The following is a 16,236-nucleotide window of genomic DNA, read 5'->3' as shown; positions in this document are numbered from 1 at the left end:
TCAGTCGATCAGGCCATAGGCCGGAACCGTCAGGAAGGCCTCGAAGGTCGGGGCGGTGGAGAGCTTCGAGAACAATTCGATCGCCTCGGGGAAGCGACCGGCCGCATAGTTGTCCGGCCCGATCTCGCCCTTCACGACCTCCATCTCCTCGGCCAGGCAGCGGCGGAACAGCTCTTCCGTCACCTTGACGCCGCCCTCGAGCGTCGCCTCGAAATGCAGCTGCTGCCAGATCTGGGCGCGGCTGATTTCGGCCGTCGCCGCATCTTCCATCAGGTTGTAGATCGGCACGGCGCCGCGGCCACGGAGCCAAGCCTCGATATACTGAACACCGACGCGGATGTTGTGCCGAAGGCCCTCCTCCGTACGCGTGCCTTCGTGAATCTCCAGCATGTCCTTCTGGCCGTAGGACACTTCCTCGCGCAGCCGCGTGAGCTGGTTCGGAGTCGGCATCATCCGGTCGAACACTTCCATGGCGACGGGCACGAGATCGGGATGCGCGACCCAGGTGCCGTCATGGCCGGCACCGGCCTCACGCTCCTTGTCGGCGCGGACCTTGGCGAAGGCCGCCTCGTTCGCTGCCGGATTGTTCTTGATCGGGATCTGCGCAGCCATGCCACCCATCGCGAAAGCGCCGCGGCGATGGCAGGTCTTGATCAGGAGTTCCGAATAGGCCTTGAGGAACGCCTTGCCCATGACGACCTGGCCGCGATCCGGCATCAGGAAGTCGGCATTGTTCCGCAGCGTCTTGATGAAGGAGAAGATGTAATCCCAGCGGCCGCAATTGAGACCGACGATGTGATCCTTAAGCTCATAGAGGATCTCGTCCATCTCGAAGGCAGCCGGCAACGTCTCGATCAGCACCGTCGCCTTGATCGTGCCATGCGCCAGGCCGACCCATTCCTCGGCAGCACTGAAGACCTCGTCCCAGAGACGGGCTTCCAGATGGCTCTCGAGCTTCGGCAGGTAGAAATAGGGACCGGAGCCCTGCGCGAGCGCGGCCTTGGCGTTGTGGAAGACGTAGAGCCCGAAATCGACCAGCGAGCCGGAGGCCGGCGCGCCGTCGAAGGTGATGTGGCGCTCGGGCAGGTGCCAGCCACGCGGCCGGATGATGAGGACGGCCGGGCGGGGGCCGACCTTGTAGGCCTTGCCGGTCTTCGCATCGGTGAAGTCGATCTGGCCAGCCCAACGATCCTTGAGGTTCAACTGGCCTTCGACCATGTTGGACCAGACCGGCGAGGACGCATCCTCGAAATCGGCCATGAAGACCTTGGCGCCTGAATTGAGCGCGTTGACGATCATCTTGCGATCGACCGGGCCGGTGATCTCGACGCGGCGATCGGTGAGATCGGCCGGGATCGGCGCAACCTTCCAGTCACCGTCGCGGACATGTGCGGTCTCGGGCAGGAAATCCGGCAGGCCGCCATTGTCGAAGAAGCTCTGGCGCTCGCTGCGGAATTCGAGCAGCGCCCGGCGCTTTCCATCGAAACGGCCATGCAATTCGGCCACGAAGGCCAGCGCCTCCGGCGTCAGGATCTCATCATAGCGCTCGGCGGAAGCGCCTGTGACGACGAGGCGGTTGGCGTGGACGGACATCACTCTCTCCTCAAGCAGATCGGCGGGTTGGAAGACACCTTCTCACTTCGGCGTCTTCAACGAAACAAGCACAATGATACGAGCACTGTTTCCACCCGCGCAAAAATCCGATCGCTTCAGCCGCTGCGGAAGCGTCTGATCCGGGCGCTGAAGTCGGCTGCCGCAGCGGCCGGATCGTCGGCGGCCATGATGGCGGAGACGATCGCGACACCAGCGGCGCCAGCGGCGAGGATTGGCTCGACATGCTCCTGCTTGACCCCGCCTATCGCGACGACCGGCAGAGGCGACGCGGCAGCCAGGGCGGCAAGACCGTCAAAGCCGATCGGCGGCGCGGCATTGGTCTTGGTCGGCGTCGCATAGATCGGCCCGACCCCGAGATAGTCGACAAAGCCGAGATCGGGCGCCGCCAGTTCCGAAGCATAGGAAACGGAGAGACCGAGGATCCTGTCGGGACCGATCATCTCGCGGACCATCGCCGCCGGAATATCGCTCTGGCCGACATGGACGCCGTCTGCGCCGACGGCAAGGGCCACGTCGACCCGGTCGTTGATAATGAGCGGAATGCCGAGCGGGCGCAGGATTTCGAGGAGCGCCGCCGCCGTCTCGACCTGAGCCCGACCCTTGGCTGCCGGGTCACGCAACTGGACAAGCGTGATGCCGCCGGCCACAGCCGCGCGCACGGTCTCGACGACGCCGCGCGGCCCGGCGAGGCCGGCATCGGTCACCAGATAGAGCGAGAGATCGAAGGGCGCTGCCATCACGCGGCCTCCACACGGATGCTGGCATGGCCAGCGAGCGCTGCGGCATCGATGGCATAGAGCGCGTCGCAGAGCGCGGCCGGCAGATGGCCGGGGCCCTTCAGGTCCGCGGCAGCGACGGCACCGGCCGCGCCATAGACGGCGAGCGCAGCGACGGCGGCCTCAAACGGCGGACGGACCGCCGCGAAGGCCGCGACGGTCGCCGACAGGGCGCAACCGAGAGCGGTCGAAAGCGGCATCAGCGCATCGCCCCCCTCGACGGCGATCACGCGCGTGCCATCGGTGACGAAATCGGTGGCGCCAGTGATGGCGACCACGGCGCCCGTCTCGCGCGCCAAAGCCTTGGCGGCCTCGACGGCGTCCTCGGAGCGAGCGGTCGAATCGGCGCCCTTGCCGCCTGCGCCGGATGCACCGGCGAGGCTCAGGATCTCGCTGCCATTGCCGCGGATGATCGCCGGCGAAAGGCGGGCGAACTCCGCCGCCACTGCCGTCCGATAGGGCGTCGCGCCGCAACCGACGGGATCGAGCACCCAGGGCTTGCCGTCTTCGTTCATTTGCAGGATGGCGCGGCGCATGCCGTCGACCCAGCTCTCCGACAGCGTGCCGATATTGACCACGAGCGAGGACGAGATCGCCGCGAAGTCCGCCGATTCGTCCGGCGCATGAACCATGGCGGGCGAAGCGCCGACTGCAAGCAGCACATTGGCCGAGATCGTCATCGCGACGAAATTGGTGATGTTCTGAACGAGCGGCCGCATGGCGCGCATATCGGCAAGGGCAGCCGCGGCTGCATCGATCGAGAAATTGTCGGTGGTCGTGGTCACTTCTTCGTCCTTGGCTTCTGGCGCAGGACGGAACGATGGCTTGGGCGCGTTACCTTGGTTCCGGAACGATGATCCGGCCGCGCTTGGCTCAATCCCTCCGCCGGCATGATCCGGATCAGGTTCGCGGGTTAGCCCGAAGGCCTCTCAGCCAGGATCCGCGCACGGATCGAGGCACCCCGATGAGACGCGGGCAACCTAGCATGGACGGCGCCGGGCGCAAGGCCGTCGGTCGGGGATCGGAAACGCCTCAAATTTAATCTGTCGGCCTTACGCTTGCTCGACCGCCTGCCATGGACGCCATGACCATGTCGGCCTATGACCGGTATCGGCAGGCTTTTCCGGCGGAATGCCTGCGGCGGGCCAGCGAGGCATCAAACTTGCACGGCTTCGTGGCTGACCGGAACCGGGCGCCCTCACGGCGATTGAGGGATCAGGGTCCGTTCTGCATGGGCGACACGGGCGCAAGTCCGATCGGCCACCATGGCGGCGCAACATCGCGGACAAAAGGAACACACATGCGCCTCAGGCTCGGCACGGAGCTCAGCTACGAGTTCCAGGTGGCGACACCAATGATCGTCATGCTGAACGTTCACCCCTCGCTGGGGCCATCGCTTGAATACCCCGATACTCTTGTCACCACCCCGGTCGTGAACGTCTCCGCCTATGCGGATACGTTCGGCAACCAGTGCTGCCGGCTCGTGGCGCCTCCGGGGCCATTCACGCTCGGCACGCGGACGATCATCTGGGACGACGGTCTGCCTGACCCGGTCGACTACGGTGCCATCCAGCATCCGATCGAAGACCTGCCGGACGATGTGCTGATGTTCCTGCTGCCGAGCCGCTATTGCGAGTCCGATCAGCTCGCTGACGAGGCGTGGCGGTTGTTCGGAACGACGCCGCCTGGCTGGGAGCGGGTTCAGACGGTCTGCAATTTCGTCAATCGCCACCTGACGTTCAACTATCAGCTCGCAAGCCCCTTCCGCACCGCCGCCGGCGCCTATCGGGATGGCGTCGGCGTCTGCCGCGACTTTGCTCATCTCGCGGTCGCCTTCTGCCGGGCGCTCAACGTCCCGACACGCTATTGCACGGGATATATCTCGGATGTCGGCGAGCCGCCGCCTTATGCCACGATGGATCTCGCTGCCTGGATGGAGGTCTATCTCGGCGGCCGCTGGCATGTCTTCGACCCGCGCAACAACAAGCGCCGCATCGGCCGCGTCCTGATCGCGCGCGGCCGCGATGCCGGAGATGTACCGCTGACCCACACATTCGGGCCGAACGTGCTGACCCGGTTCACGGTGGTGACGGAAGAGCTTTCGCCGGTTGAATCCTGACGTTGCCGGCGGTGGGTGCAAATGTCGCCCCGCCGGCCGTTTGCCTCCGCTGCGCGGAGTGCTAACGCTAGCATCCGAGCGGAACGGACCAGGGCGGCGATGACGCGGACGCAGCGCAGAGGAGGACTTGCGGACGACGCGGTCATGCTCGTCGCATTGTTCCTCGTCATTCAGGCGCTCCTGAGCGGCCTCGCGACGGGTGCGCAGGCCGAAATCGCGCTTCGCAGCGACGTCATCTGCGGCTCTGCAGGCAGCTCGTCGTCAGCCGGCCCTGCGAGCCAACCGTCCAACCGGACGCATCTTGTCGATTGCTGCACGCTCGGCTGCCCCATGACTGGCGGCGCCGTTCCAACTCCGGCGGCGTTCGTCCTACCCGGCACCAGTCATGAATTGGCGGTGCTTGAAGCGGCGGTTTCAAAGCAAGACGGTCTAGAGCGATCAGAATTGGCTCCGCTCCACTCGCGCGCGCCTCCAGACGCCTGAACGCAGCTGGCCGCAGACGCGGCCCCTTCGCCGCCGGCCTTCACCGCGCGGCCGTTCCGTCTTTTTCAGGATGAAGTCCCATGCTTTCCCGCCTCAGTTCCGCGCGCGTTGCGCTTCGCCGCCTTTTCGTAAGCCCCGAAGAGCGGATCGGCATCGCCGTTCTCGCGATGGCGTTCCTGTTGGTCGGTGTCGATGCCGCCGCCGCGCATGAATACAAGATCGGCGCGATCGAGATCGGCCATCCCTGGTCGCGGGCGACGCCGCCGGGCGCCAAGGTCGCCGGTGGCTATCTGACCGTGACCAATGATGGCGACACCCCCGACAAGCTCGTCAGCGCAACCGTCGAGATCGCCGGACGCGCCGAAATTCACGAGATGAGCGTCGAGGACGGCGTGATGAAGATGCGCCAGGTCGAGGGCGGTCTCGACATTCCGGCGCATGGAACGGTGACGTTCGATCCGAACGGATTGCATCTCATGCTCCTTGACCTGAAGGGGCCGCTTGTCCGGGGCACCAACGTGCATGGCTCGCTCACCTTCGAGAAGGCGGGCACGGTCGAGGTCGACTACGTCGTCGACGCGATCGGCGCCAATCCGAAGCCGATGAAGCATGACGGCGGCGACGCAATGCCCGGCATGAAGATGGATCACTGAGATGGCCGGCCGGACGCGGCTCGCCCTCATGGCGCTGTCGGCGGTCGTCGCCCTCGGCGTCTCCGGCATGATCGGCTATCATCTGACGCATGGCGGGGCGCCATCGGCGCCACGCTATCCGGTCGGCGGACCGATCGATCTGACGGCGGAGGACGGACGAAGGTTCACCAATGCCGATCTCGGCGGCAAGCCCTTTGCCGTGTTCTTTGGCTTCACGCGCTGTCCCAATGTCTGTCCGACGACGCTTTCGGACCTGACACTCGATCTCGAACAGCTCGGCCCGCTCGCCGACAAGCTCAAGGTTCTGTTCGTCAGCGTCGACCCGGAACGTGACACGCCGGAAACGCTCAAGGAATACCTCTCGGCCTTCGACCCCCGGATCACCGGTCTTTCGGGGACACCGGCCGAGATCGCCAGTCTCGCCAAGGCCTATCGCGTCTTCTACGAAAAGGTGCCGACGGAGGGCGGAGACTACACGATGAACCACACGGCGACCGTCTACCTGATGGACGGCAAGGGCGCGCTCACCAGCACGATCTCGCTGGAAGAGGACCAGCCGACGCGGGTGGCGAAGCTGAAACAGCTGGCCGAGAACGGCTGAGCAGAAAGGCGCGCAACGTTGCCGCGCGCCTTGCCAGGACGGACGCCGCGCCGCACTGTGCGGCCGACTCCAACTTCGAACCGGCTCACGGACATTATGCACATCAAGCTCCCGGCCTCTCTGCGCGCCGCCATCCATTCGGAGATCGCGCGCTCCGGCCGAAGCCTCGATGCCATCGTCCGCGATGCGCTTGCGGCTTATTTCGAGACATCGCTGCACACCGTGTTCCAGGTTTCAACGTCAGGCGCACTCGTCGCCGGCGTCTATGACCGCGAGGCCAGCGTCGCGACGATCCTCGACCATGGCGATTTCGGGCTCGGCACCTTCACTGGGCTCGACGGCGAGATGATCATCCTCGATGGCCGCGCCTATCACGCGGATGTTTCGGGCACCGTCACCGAAGCGCCGGAAGACGCTGGCGTGCCCTTCGCGATCGTCACGCGCTTCGCCTCCGAACAGCAGGCGGCGATCGCCGAAGTGACGAGCTTTTCCCATCTCGAAGCGCTCTGCGACCCGTTCCGCGCTTCCGGCAACATCTTCTACGCGATGCGGCTCGATGGCCGCTTCGCAGCCGTGAAGGCTCGCGCGGTCAGCCCGCCGCCGCCGGGCACCAAGCTCGTCGACGCGGTGAAGACCCAGCATGAATTCACGCTGACGGATATCGAGGGGACGCTGGTCGGCATCTGGTCGCCGGAATTCTCAGGCCCGTTCAGCGTCGCCGGCTATCATTTTCATTTCATCTCGCGCGATCGCCTTAAGGGCGGACATGTCCTCGACATCAAGGCCGACCGCTTGACGTTGCAGGTCGAGCCGCTGACGCAATTCCATCTGGCGCTGCCGGAAACCGAGGCGTTCCTGAAGGCGCATATCAGCGGCGATACGGCTGCGGCGCTCGCCTTCGCCGAGCATGATCACTAGGGTTCCGCTGCCTGTCCGCGAGCCTCGAGCATCGCGGCGATCTTGACGACGGTGTTCCAGTTGCGGACCGTTCCGATGCCGCCGCGGCGCGCCGAAAGCTGGCCCAGCATTCGACCCTCGCTTGGCCGCTGGCCAGCGAAATGGATCCAGAGATCGCCATCGACGACGCGCATCTGCTCGCCCCCGCTTGCATAGGGCGCGAGGCGATCCAGTTCTTTGTCGGTCAGCCTTTCCCGCATCACGCGGACATGCACGAGGCTTCCATCAGCGGCAGCAGCTTCGCGGAAGGGATTGCCGGCCGCGAGCCGATGCCATGCCCAGGCACCGCGCAGGATGATGTCGACCCGCTTGCCGAACCGCGCGACGAAGGCTGCTTCCAGTTGCTGCTCCAGCGTGGCGATCGGGGTGTCGTCGGCGTCGAAGACCAGATTGCCGGTGGCGACCACGGTTTCGGGATGACCAAGGCCCAGTCCAGCGGCCATCGCGCGAAGATCGGCCATCATGACGCGTCGGCCCTCGCCGAGGACGATCGAATAAAGCAGCGCGACATAGCTCGCCATCGTTGAAAACTCCTCGATATCGAACGGCTTGGCTGTCGACAGGCCGGTGAAATCCCTTAACCTCTGCCGGCTCGCGGAAACGCCCGCGAACATCCACTAGCAGGAGCCTCGATGAAAGCCTGGGAATACGCCCGCGACCTCCTCCGCAACGCCGAGCCGGTTCTCTTGGCCGAAGAGGAGCAGACCTGGGATGCGTCGGCGGCGATTCGCGAACAGGATTTCTGGCTGAAGCTGTTCTGGCAATCGAATGTGCCCGGCTCCGGCGCGCCCGAGAGCCTCGCCGTCGCAGCCGTGCAGTCACTTGAAAACAAGGGCTGGCGCGTCCCGCCGCTTGAGGATCTGCTCAAGTCAGGCCTTGAGGCCTGCGCGCGCGGCGATTACGAAAGACTGCATGCGATTCACGCGCGCCTCAAGGCTGTCCTGCGCGCTGCTGCGCCTGACCCGGACCATCCCTCGCAACAGACGCGCCGCATCGCGCGCTTCGATGAATTCGCGGCCGGCGCAGCCTTTCCGGCCGATGTCGCGGTCGACGTCGGGGCGGATGGGTTCCGCGACCGGATCGCCGGCGCCTGGTGGGGCCAGATCATCGGCGCGGCCGTCGGCACGGCGCTCGAAGGCTATACGGCCGAAAAGCTGAAGGCCGCCTTCGGACGGATCGACCGCTACATGCGGCCGCCGAACACCTACAATGACGACATCACCTTCGAGCTCGCCTTCCTCTATGCCTTCGAGGACAAGGGCCATGCCGTGACCAGCGCCGATGTCGCCGATCGCTGGGTGGGGCTCATTCCCGTCGCCTGGTCAGCCGAAGCCATCGCCCTCGACAATCTGAAGCGCGGCCTTTATCCGCCGCTTTCGGCCGAGGATGGCAATCCGTTCGACGAGTGGATCGGCGCGCAGATGCGCGGCGCGATCTGCGGCATGGTCGCGCCCGGCCGCGCCCGCGAGGCCGCGCGTCTCGCCTGGCTGGACGCCGAAGTCTCGCACACCGGCAACGGCATTCTCGGCGAGGTGTTCAACGCCGTGCTCGTCGCCCGCGCATTTGTCACGAACGACTTCCGCGCACTCACCGAAGAAACTGTCGCGCTGATGCCGGCCGACACCGAATATGGCGCGGTGGTGCGCTTTGCGCTCGAGGCGGCGAAGACCGCGCCCGACTGGGAGACAGCCTGGGCACGCTGCGACGCCGAATATGTCGAATATAACTGGATCCACGCCTATCCAAATGCAGCGGCGCAGGTTGTCGCGCTCTGGTTTGGCGAGGGCGATTTCGACGAGACGCTGGCGATTATCGGCGGCTGCGGCCATGACGTCGACTGCAACGCTGCACAGATGCTGTCGGCGATCGGCGCGGCGAAGGGCATGGCCGCGATCGACAAGCGCTGGACCAGCCCTATCGGCGACGACCTCGTCACCTATATGCGCCGTCCGGCCAAGACGACCACGAGCGCCCTTATCGACCTGACGGTCGCCGCGATCCGGAAGGCGCAATAGCCTGCCGGATCGCATTGGGCTGCCGCGTCATGCCGGCGGCAGCATCTCGATGCCATAGCGCCCCGCGGCGGCAACCAGACGGGGAATGTCGGGCGGCGTCATCGGCGGAAACACCGAACTATCCGCGACAGGATCGCCGGCTTCGCGGAAGAAATTCTCATGCAGGCCACCCGGCAGATTGATGATCAGCATGCGCGCGGGCTTGTCGCCCGGATTGCGAAAGCCGTGTGGAACGCCGCGCGGCACATAATGAAACGCGCCCGGCCCGCTGCGCGCTGTGGCTCCCGCGAGCATGAATTCGAACTCTCCCTCAAGCACGTAAAAGGCTTCCGCGTCATCACGCTGGAGATGGGGCGGCGTGCCTTGGCCGGGCGCCGTCAGCGCCTCGACCAGCGAGAAGGCGCCTTCCGTATCGGCAGAGAGGGCGCGGAAGGTGACGAGCGTGCCAAGCAGGTGGATCGTCTCGGGGACGGTCTTGGGCTGGGCCTGAACGGTCTGATGGGCAGTCATGATTGCGAAAGTCCCTTGCTGGTGATACATTTTTATCGTTACGCGACATTTGTCTCATAAGAGGTTTTACTGTGGCCAGTCAAGAGAGTTTCGAGCGGGTTGCACAAAAACAGCGGACGCGGAATGCGCTGCTGGCGGCGGCGCGCGATCTTCTGGCGGAAGGAATGCACCCCACCGTTGCCGAGGCGGCCGACCGGGCCCAGATCTCGCGCGCCACGGCCTATCGCTATTTCTCGGCGCCGGAGGCGATGGCGCAGGAGGCTGTGCTCGATGCCATAGCCCGCGAATTTGCCGAAGTCCGCTTTGCCCAGGCCCCTGATGAGGCCACTCCCGCCGAACGCGCCGAGATCATCGTCGGCTCGATCATCGGGCTGGTGCTGGCCAACGAGGCGCTCTTCCGCACCTTTCTCAGCGTCTCGGTTGGGGGTGGAAAGCGGCCTGCGGCGCCGCGCGGCGGACGGCGGCTGGGCTGGATCCGGCAAGCGCTCACGCCGGTTGCGACCGAACTCCCCCCCGCCGCGCTTGATCGCATCGTTCACGGCCTCGCGCTCCTGACCGGGATCGAAACCGTAGTGGTGCTCGGTGACGTTTGTGGACTGTCGGCGGAAGCGATCGAGAACGAGGCCCGCGGTCTGGCGCGGATCATCGTCCGGGGCGCGCTTGTGGAACCAGCTATCGCTTGACGCGGGGCTCTATCCGCACGGATCATCCTGCGATCTGGCGGGGGCTTCCGCTCGATCGAACAGGATGGGAGACGGGGAATATGGCTGCCTGGCCAAGACGGATGTTATGCGGCTCGATCGGCCTCGGTATTGCCCTCGCCGCAGGCCTTGCAACGCCAGCGCTAGCGGCGCCGAAATGCACCTCGAATGCGTCCTATCTGATCGTCGAGGTTTCGCATGGCGAGGATGTCGGCAACACCTATCTCGTGCGTGACAACACGGCCTCGCCGAAGCCAGCCTGCAGCACCAAGAAGCTGAAGACGGACTTCGTCGTCGGATCTCGCGACGACGCGTTTTACCTGCTCAAGCTCGTCGGCAATTATTTGCTGATCGACGCGGGAACCGGTCCGGACCGCGACCTGCTGATCTATGACCTCGCGAGCAAGAAACAGGTCTTTTCAGGCGGCTATTCCGACGACGATATCAAGATCGATTCATCCAAGGTGGTGTTCTGGACCGGCAGCGCCGAAAAGGCGACCAAGAAGAACTGCAAAGATCTCGCCTCGATCGAGAAGAATGGATTGACCCCGGTGATCGAGGCGCTGGCCACCTTCGATTTCACCAGCGGAAAGCTGACGCGATCAAACAATCTGCGCTGCAGCGCCGAGCAGTGAACAGAGCGTCCATCGAAACGCACCGCGCCCGAAGGCCCGCGCGACTTGCCCCGAGCTTCAGCAACGGCCATCTGTGCTGCACACAGAATCACGGGCAACGGGCGTTCAATTCATGAAGAAGATCGGCTTTCTTTCGTTCGGGCACTGGTCGCCCTCCCCCCAATCGGGCACGCGGTCGGCCTCCGACACGCTGCTGCAATCGATCGACTTGGCCGTCGCCGCCGAAGAACTCGGAGCGGACGGTGCCTATTTCCGCGTGCACCACTTCGCGCGCCAGCTCGCCTCGCCGTTCCCGCTTCTCGCGGCCGTCGGCGCCAAGACCAAGCGCATCGAGATCGGCACGGGCGTCATCGACATGCGCTATGAGAACCCGCTCTACATGGTCGAGGATGCTGGCGCCGCCGACATCATCTCGGGCGGCCGGCTCCAGCTCGGCATCAGCCGCGGTTCGCCCGAACAGGTGATCGATGGCTGGCGCCATTTCGGCTATGCGCCGGCCGAGGGCCAGACGGATGCGGATATGGGTCGCCGCCATGCCGAGGTGTTCCTCGACGTGCTGCGCGGCGAAGGCTTCGCCAAGCCCAATCCGCGGCCGATGTTCCCCAATCCGCCTGGGCTGCTGCGGCTTGAGCCTTTTTCGGCAGGGCTGCGCGAGCGCATCTGGTGGGGTGCCGGTTCGAACGCGACCGCGCGCTGGGCCGCCAAGATGGGCATGAACCTGCAGAGTTCGACACTAAAGGACGATGAGACCGGCGAGCCGTTCCATATCCAGCAGGCGAAACAGATCGAAGCCTTTCGCGAGGCCTGGAAAGAAGCTGGCCATGAGCGGACCCCGCGCGTCTCGGTGAGCCGCAGCATCTTCGCGATCATGGACGACCGCGACCGCGCCTATTTCGGCCGCAGCGGGCAGGACCGCGATCAGGTTGGTTTCATCGATGAGAACACGCGGGCGATCTTCGGCCGCAGCTATGCGGCCGAGCCGGACGCGCTGATCGCGGAGCTGAAGCAGGACGAAGCTGTCGCGGCGGCGGATACGTTGCTTCTGACCGTCCCGAACCAGCTCGGCGTCGACTACAACGCCCATGTGATCGAGGCCATCCTGAAGCATGTGGCACCGGCGCTCGGCTGGCGCTGACGCAGCCATCGCTAAGGCGCGGCATTCTCAAGATGCCGCGCTTTCGCAGAAGGCTTTACGCGATGCCCTCAGGCTTCGGACCGCCATAGGCCCAGTCGAGCAACTCGATCGTGTGCACCACCGGCGTCGCCGTGCCCGAGGCGAGCTGCGTCATGCAGCCGATATTGCCGGCGGCAATGATGTCGGGTTTCACCTTGGCAATGTTGGCGAGCTTGCGCGCCTTGAGCTGGCCCGAAATCTCGGGCTGCAGCATGTTGTAGGTCCCGGCCGAACCGCAGCAGATATGACCCTCGGGGACGTCGCGCACGGTGAACCCGGCACGCTGCAGCAGCGTCTTCGGCGTCACCTTGATCTGCTGGCCGTGCTGCAACGAGCAGGCCGAGTGATAGGCGACGGTCAGCGGCTCGGGCGGCGCGGCGCGCTCCAGCTTGAGCGTTTCCAGATATTCGGTGATGTCGCGAGCGATGGACGAGACCCGCGCCGCCTTTTCGGCATAGGCCGGATCCTCTCGGAACATGAAGCCGTAGTCCTTGATCGTCGTGCCGCAGCCGGAAGCAGTGACGAGGATGGCGTCGAGCCCCGCGCCGTCCATCTCGGCGATCCAGCCGTCGATCGTCGCCTTCGCGGTCGCATGCGCATCGTCCGAACGGCCCATGTGATGGGCCAGCGAACCGCAGCATTTGTCGCCCTTGGCGATGACCACTTCGACGCCGATGCGCGTCAGCAGGCGGATCGCCGCCTCGTTGATGGCGGGATCGAGCACCGGCTGGACGCAGCCGGCGAGCAGTGCGACGCGCCCCCGCCGCTGCCCCTCCGCTGTGAAGGTGCCCGGCACTTCGGACGTGCTGCGACCCGAGGGAAAGCGCGGCGCGAGCGCCAGCATCGCGCCGATGCGGGCAAGGCCCGGCATGCGTCCGATGCTGCGCGCGAAAGGCCGCGCCGCGGCAGCGCCGACCAACGCCAGCCGAAAGCGGCTGCGATAGGGCAGCACATGCGCGATCAGGCTGCGCATCACACGATCGGCGAAGGGCCGGCGATAGGTCTCCTCGATATGCGCCCGCGCATGATCGACGAGATGCATGTAGTGCACGCCCGATGGGCAAGTCGTCATGCAGGAAAGGCATGAAAGACAACGGTCGACATGCTTGACGACCTCGTCATTGGCCGGCTTGCCGCCCTCCAGCATGTCCTTGATCAGGTAGATGCGGCCACGCGGGCTGTCGAGCTCGTCGCCCAGCAGCAGATAGGTCGGGCAGGTCGCCGTGCAGAAGCCGCAATGAACGCAGGTCCGAAGGATCTTCTCGGATTCGCGCGTGTCCGGATCGGCAAGCTGGGCGAGGGTGAACGAGGTTTGCATTGTTATCCCATCCGTCCCGGATTAAGCACGCCGGCCGGGTCGAAGCTCTCGCGGATGCTGCGGGTGATCGCCTTGACCGCCGGCGCTTCCGGCTGGAACGCTGCGATGGAGGCGCGGAGGCCATGCGGCGCGCGGATCATGGTGGCATGGCCACCGAGCGCCGCCATCAGGCTGCGCACGCTCGCCGCGCCACCGTCCGTCGGGCCCGTGATCGTGGCCCAAACGAGCCCGCCCGACCAATCAAAGAAGTAGCGTGCGCCGAGTTCCGCATGCAGCCGTGCGGCGACCGCCGGGCCGTCTGTCGGCTTGACCGAAATGCGCCAGACGACCTCGTCCTCGCCGGCATCGAGCGGACCCGCATCGCGGATGGCGCGCCAGAGATCGGCGGATGCGCCATCGCGAACAGCCTCCGCATCGCCAAAGGCGGCGAGCAGCTCGCGCAGCCGCGCGGTGCGATATTCGCAGGAATTGGCGAAGCCCTCGAAGCGGAGCAGCGTCTGCGAAGGCGTTCCCGGCAGATGCGCGGCGCCGGTGATCTCGAACGGCGTTCCGAGCGCGGTGGTCATCGCCTCGACGGCGCGGATATCGTCGAGACCCTCAAAAACGAGCGTCGTCTCGGTCTCCGCTTTCGGCAGCAGCTTGTAGGTCACTTCAGTCAGCACGCCGAGCGTCCCCCATGAGCCAGCGAGCAGCTTCACGAAGTCATAGCCGGTGACGTTCTTCATCACGCGGCCGCCCGACTTGATCGTCTCGCCGCGGCCGGTGGTGGCGCGGATCCCGATCAGATGATCGCGTGCCGCTCCGGCCTGGATCCGCCGTGGGCCGCTCGCATTCGACGCCGTGACGCCGCCGATTGTCGGTTGGCCGTGTGTGCCGAGCAGCGGCCGATAATCGATCGGCTCGAAAGCAAGGCGCTGGCGGTTCTGGTCGAGCAGCGCCTCGATCTCAGCAAGCGGCGTGCCGGCGCGGGCGGACAAGACCAGTTCATGCGGCTCATAGAGGGTCACGCCGGTCATCGCCTGCGTCGACAGCACACGCGCCGCCTGAACGGGCCGGCCGATATCGCGGCTCCCGCCGCCATGAATGGCGATCGGCGATGCGGTCGCGGCGGCCTCGGCAATGATCGCCTCGAGCTCGGCCTCGCTGTCGGGGAGAAGTATGGACGTCAAACTGGTCGTCCTTCGAGCGGGAAAACCTTGTGCGGATTGAGCAGCCATTGCGGATCGAGCGCGGTCTTGATGCGCATCTGTTGGTCCAGGTCGATCGTGTTGAACTGGTGCACCATCAATTCGCGCTTCTCAACGCCGACGCCATGTTCGCCGGTCAGGCAGCCGCCAACCTCGACGCAGAGCTTCAGGATGTCGGCGCCGGCGGCTTCCGCCTTCTCAAGCTCACCCGGCTTGTTGGCGTTGAAGAGCACCAGCGGATGCAGATTGCCGTCGCCGGCGTGGAAGATATTGGCGACCTCGAGCCCGTAGCCGTTGCAGATATCGGCGATGCCTGTGAGCACGCGTGGGAGCTGGCCGGTCGGGATGGTGCCGTCCATGCACATATAGTCGGCGATGCGGCCCATGGCGCCGAAAGCGGACTTCCGGCCCTTCCAGATCGCGGCGCTCTCGGCCTCGGATTGCGACACTTTCAGCGTCGACGGGTTGAATTCGGCGGCAATCGCGGTGATGCGCGAGATGAGATCGGCGATCTCCTCCTCGGAGCCCTCGACCTCGATGATCAGCAGCGCCTCGACATCAAGCGGATAGCCGGCATGAGCGAAGGCTTCGCAGACGCGGATCGCCGGGCGGTCCATATATTCGATCGCGACCGGGATGATCCCGGAGCCGATGATTGCCGCGACACAGGCGCCGCATGCCTCGGCCGACTGGAAGCCCATCAGCATGGGCCGCGCACCCTCCGCGAGCGGCAGGATGCGCAGCGTCGCCTCGGTCACGACACCGATCTGGCCTTCCGAGCCGACAATCAGACCCAGCAGGTCGAGCCCGGCCGCATCGAGTGCCTCGCCGCCGATCTCGACGATCGTGCCGTCGATCATCACCATCTTGACGCCGAGCACATTGTTGGTGGTGACACCATATTTGAGGCAATGCGCGCCGCCGGAATTCATGCCGATATTGCCGGCAATCGTGCAGGCAAGCTGGCTCGACGGGTCGGGCGCGTAGAAGAAGCCAAGATGCTGGACCGCGGCGGAAACGCCGAGATTGGTAACCCCGGCTTCGACGCGGATGGTGCGATTGGGGATATCGACATTCAGAACCCGGTTCATCTTGGAGACGCCAAGCACCACGGCATCGGCCGTCGGCAGCGCGCCACCGGCGAGCGACGTCCCCGCCCCGCGCGCCACCACCTTGACGCCCTCGGCATTCAAAAAGGCAAGGATGGCCGCGACTTGCGCAGTCGTTTGCGGCAGGACCACCGCCAGCGGCATCTGCCGATAAGCGGTGAGCGCATCGGTCTCATAGGCGCGGCGCTCGTCCTCGGACGTGATCAGCGCCTCGGGTGGCAACAGGGCCGCGAGGCCGGCAATGATCGTGTCACGACGGGCCAGCACCCGCTCGTCCGGCTTCGGCATCAGGATAGCTGACATGGGTTCCTCCCGCCGGTCGGCAACGGCATGAACACTCTAGGACGGAGCCACCATCGCCTAAAGCCGCGCCGCCAACAATCA

The 16,236-nt window shown here is 65.4% G+C and carries 17 protein-coding genes and 1 riboswitch; of the genes, 9 read left to right on the top strand and 8 right to left on the bottom strand.

Annotated features, from left to right (window positions below; all coding sequences use genetic code 11):
- The 3 genes from aceB to thiM all read right to left on the bottom strand — a co-directional run bounded on the left by aceB (position 1) and on the right by thiM (position 3,175).
- Entirely contained in the window at positions 1-1,593 is a 1,593-nt protein-coding gene (gene aceB, locus LB518_RS00245) for a malate synthase A (protein WP_224571722.1), read from the bottom strand.
- 116 nt (positions 1,594-1,709) lie between these two features.
- Positions 1,710-2,351, bottom strand: coding sequence for a thiamine phosphate synthase (gene thiE, locus LB518_RS00240; protein ID WP_224571720.1), 642 nt, complete (start codon positions 2,349-2,351; stop codon positions 1,710-1,712).
- On the bottom strand, positions 2,351-3,175 hold the full coding sequence (gene thiM / locus LB518_RS00235; RefSeq protein ID WP_224571718.1) for a hydroxyethylthiazole kinase: 825 nt from the start codon (positions 3,173-3,175) through the stop codon (positions 2,351-2,353). Before thiM ends, thiE begins: the two co-directional genes overlap by 1 nt.
- Before the next feature lie 75 nt (positions 3,176-3,250).
- Positions 3,251-3,364: riboswitch (TPP riboswitch) on the bottom strand.
- A 326-nt stretch (positions 3,365-3,690) separates the two neighbouring features.
- Here thiM and LB518_RS00230 point away from each other — a divergent pair.
- The 5 genes from LB518_RS00230 (at position 3,691) to budA (ending at position 7,164) form a co-directional block, all read left to right on the top strand.
- Entirely contained in the window at positions 3,691-4,509 is an 819-nt protein-coding gene (locus LB518_RS00230) for a transglutaminase-like domain-containing protein (RefSeq protein ID WP_224571716.1), read from the top strand.
- Between the two features lie 21 nt (positions 4,510-4,530).
- Positions 4,531-4,992: a DUF2946 family protein gene (locus LB518_RS24790; protein ID WP_353619921.1), complete on the top strand. Its 462-nt coding sequence runs from the start codon at positions 4,531-4,533 to the stop codon at positions 4,990-4,992.
- Positions 4,993-5,072: 80 nt separating this feature from the next.
- The gene (locus LB518_RS00225) at positions 5,073-5,645 is read left to right on the top strand and encodes a copper chaperone PCu(A)C (protein ID WP_224571714.1); all 573 of its coding nucleotides are present in this window, start codon (positions 5,073-5,075) and stop codon (positions 5,643-5,645) included.
- Between the two features lies 1 nt (position 5,646).
- On the top strand, positions 5,647-6,246 hold the full coding sequence (locus LB518_RS00220) for an SCO family protein (protein WP_224571712.1): 600 nt from the start codon (positions 5,647-5,649) through the stop codon (positions 6,244-6,246).
- Between the two features lie 96 nt (positions 6,247-6,342).
- Entirely contained in the window at positions 6,343-7,164 is an 822-nt protein-coding gene (gene budA / locus LB518_RS00215; protein ID WP_224571710.1) for an acetolactate decarboxylase, read from the top strand.
- On the opposite strand, the gene LB518_RS00210 is transcribed toward budA, so the two are convergent.
- Complete coding sequence (locus LB518_RS00210; RefSeq protein WP_224571708.1) at positions 7,161-7,724, bottom strand: DUF1697 domain-containing protein; 564 nt, start codon at positions 7,722-7,724, stop codon at positions 7,161-7,163. The two genes, budA and LB518_RS00210, sit on opposite strands and share 4 nt — an antisense overlap.
- A gap of 111 nt (positions 7,725-7,835) precedes the next feature.
- Between LB518_RS00210 and LB518_RS00205 the strand changes: the two genes are divergently transcribed.
- Positions 7,836-9,218: an ADP-ribosylglycohydrolase family protein gene (locus LB518_RS00205; protein ID WP_224571706.1), complete on the top strand. Its 1,383-nt coding sequence runs from the start codon at positions 7,836-7,838 to the stop codon at positions 9,216-9,218.
- Between the two features lie 27 nt (positions 9,219-9,245).
- Here LB518_RS00205 and LB518_RS00200 read toward each other — a convergent pair whose 3' ends face one another.
- Entirely contained in the window at positions 9,246-9,728 is a 483-nt protein-coding gene (locus LB518_RS00200; RefSeq protein ID WP_224571704.1) for a cupin domain-containing protein, read from the bottom strand.
- A gap of 2 nt (positions 9,729-9,730) precedes the next feature.
- Here LB518_RS00200 and LB518_RS00195 point away from each other — a divergent pair, with 2 nt between their 5' ends.
- The 3 genes from LB518_RS00195 to LB518_RS00185 all read left to right on the top strand — a co-directional run bounded on the left by LB518_RS00195 (position 9,731) and on the right by LB518_RS00185 (position 12,199).
- A complete protein-coding gene (locus LB518_RS00195; RefSeq protein WP_224571703.1) occupies positions 9,731-10,411 on the top strand; it encodes a TetR/AcrR family transcriptional regulator in 681 nt (226 codons plus the stop codon).
- A gap of 80 nt (positions 10,412-10,491) precedes the next feature.
- Positions 10,492-11,064, top strand: coding sequence for a hypothetical protein (locus LB518_RS00190; RefSeq protein ID WP_224571701.1), 573 nt, complete (start codon positions 10,492-10,494; stop codon positions 11,062-11,064).
- Between the two features lie 112 nt (positions 11,065-11,176).
- The gene (locus tag LB518_RS00185; protein ID WP_224571699.1) at positions 11,177-12,199 is read left to right on the top strand and encodes an LLM class flavin-dependent oxidoreductase; all 1,023 of its coding nucleotides are present in this window, start codon (positions 11,177-11,179) and stop codon (positions 12,197-12,199) included.
- Positions 12,200-12,254: 55 nt separating this feature from the next.
- Here LB518_RS00185 and glcF read toward each other — a convergent pair whose 3' ends face one another.
- From glcF to LB518_RS00170, 3 genes are read right to left on the bottom strand one after another with little or no spacing between them, the layout of a single operon-like run.
- Positions 12,255-13,556 carry a glycolate oxidase subunit GlcF gene (gene glcF, locus LB518_RS00180; protein ID WP_224571697.1) on the bottom strand — a complete coding sequence of 434 codons (1,302 nt, stop codon included), beginning with the start codon at positions 13,554-13,556 and terminating at the stop codon, positions 12,255-12,257.
- Between the two features lie 2 nt (positions 13,557-13,558).
- The gene (locus LB518_RS00175) at positions 13,559-14,725 is read right to left on the bottom strand and encodes an FAD-binding protein (RefSeq protein WP_224571695.1); all 1,167 of its coding nucleotides are present in this window, start codon (positions 14,723-14,725) and stop codon (positions 13,559-13,561) included.
- A complete protein-coding gene (locus LB518_RS00170; protein WP_224571694.1) occupies positions 14,722-16,155 on the bottom strand; it encodes an FAD-linked oxidase C-terminal domain-containing protein in 1,434 nt (477 codons plus the stop codon). The genes LB518_RS00175 and LB518_RS00170 overlap by 4 nt, the downstream gene beginning before the upstream one ends.
- Positions 16,156-16,236 lie beyond the last annotated feature (81 nt).

The sequence above is a fragment of the Mesorhizobium sp. BR1-1-16 genome, assembly GCF_020165495.1.
GTDB lineage: Bacteria > Pseudomonadota > Alphaproteobacteria > Rhizobiales > Kaistiaceae > Kaistia.
This window is presented reverse-complemented; position numbering and strand designations above follow the sequence as displayed.

Bases quoted from the DNA above. Each gene is read 5' to 3' on its own strand.
- LB518_RS00230 (WP_224571716.1), top strand. From the start codon at position 3,691: ATGCGCCTCAGGCTCGGCACGGAGCTCAGCTACGAGTTCCAGGTGGCG.
- LB518_RS00185 (WP_224571699.1), top strand. From the start codon at position 11,177: ATGAAGAAGATCGGCTTTCTTTCGTTCGGGCACTGGTCGCCCTCCCCC.
- thiE (WP_224571720.1), bottom strand. From the start codon at position 2,351: ATGGCAGCGCCCTTCGATCTCTCGCTCTATCTGGTGACCGATGCCGGC.
- LB518_RS00200 (WP_224571704.1), bottom strand. From the start codon at position 9,728: ATGACTGCCCATCAGACCGTTCAGGCCCAGCCCAAGACCGTCCCCGAG.
- LB518_RS00220 (WP_224571712.1), top strand. From the start codon at position 5,647: ATGGCCGGCCGGACGCGGCTCGCCCTCATGGCGCTGTCGGCGGTCGTC.
- LB518_RS00210 (WP_224571708.1), bottom strand. From the start codon at position 7,724: ATGGCGAGCTATGTCGCGCTGCTTTATTCGATCGTCCTCGGCGAGGGC.
- glcF (WP_224571697.1), bottom strand. From the start codon at position 13,556: ATGCAAACCTCGTTCACCCTCGCCCAGCTTGCCGATCCGGACACGCGC.
- LB518_RS00170 (WP_224571694.1), bottom strand. From the start codon at position 16,155: ATGTCAGCTATCCTGATGCCGAAGCCGGACGAGCGGGTGCTGGCCCGT.
- budA (WP_224571710.1), top strand. From the start codon at position 6,343: ATGCACATCAAGCTCCCGGCCTCTCTGCGCGCCGCCATCCATTCGGAG.
- LB518_RS00205 (WP_224571706.1), top strand. From the start codon at position 7,836: ATGAAAGCCTGGGAATACGCCCGCGACCTCCTCCGCAACGCCGAGCCG.
- LB518_RS00190 (WP_224571701.1), top strand. From the start codon at position 10,492: ATGGCTGCCTGGCCAAGACGGATGTTATGCGGCTCGATCGGCCTCGGT.
- LB518_RS24790 (WP_353619921.1), top strand. From the start codon at position 4,531: ATGTCGCCCCGCCGGCCGTTTGCCTCCGCTGCGCGGAGTGCTAACGCT.
- LB518_RS00225 (WP_224571714.1), top strand. From the start codon at position 5,073: ATGCTTTCCCGCCTCAGTTCCGCGCGCGTTGCGCTTCGCCGCCTTTTC.
- aceB (WP_224571722.1), bottom strand. From the start codon at position 1,593: ATGTCCGTCCACGCCAACCGCCTCGTCGTCACAGGCGCTTCCGCCGAG.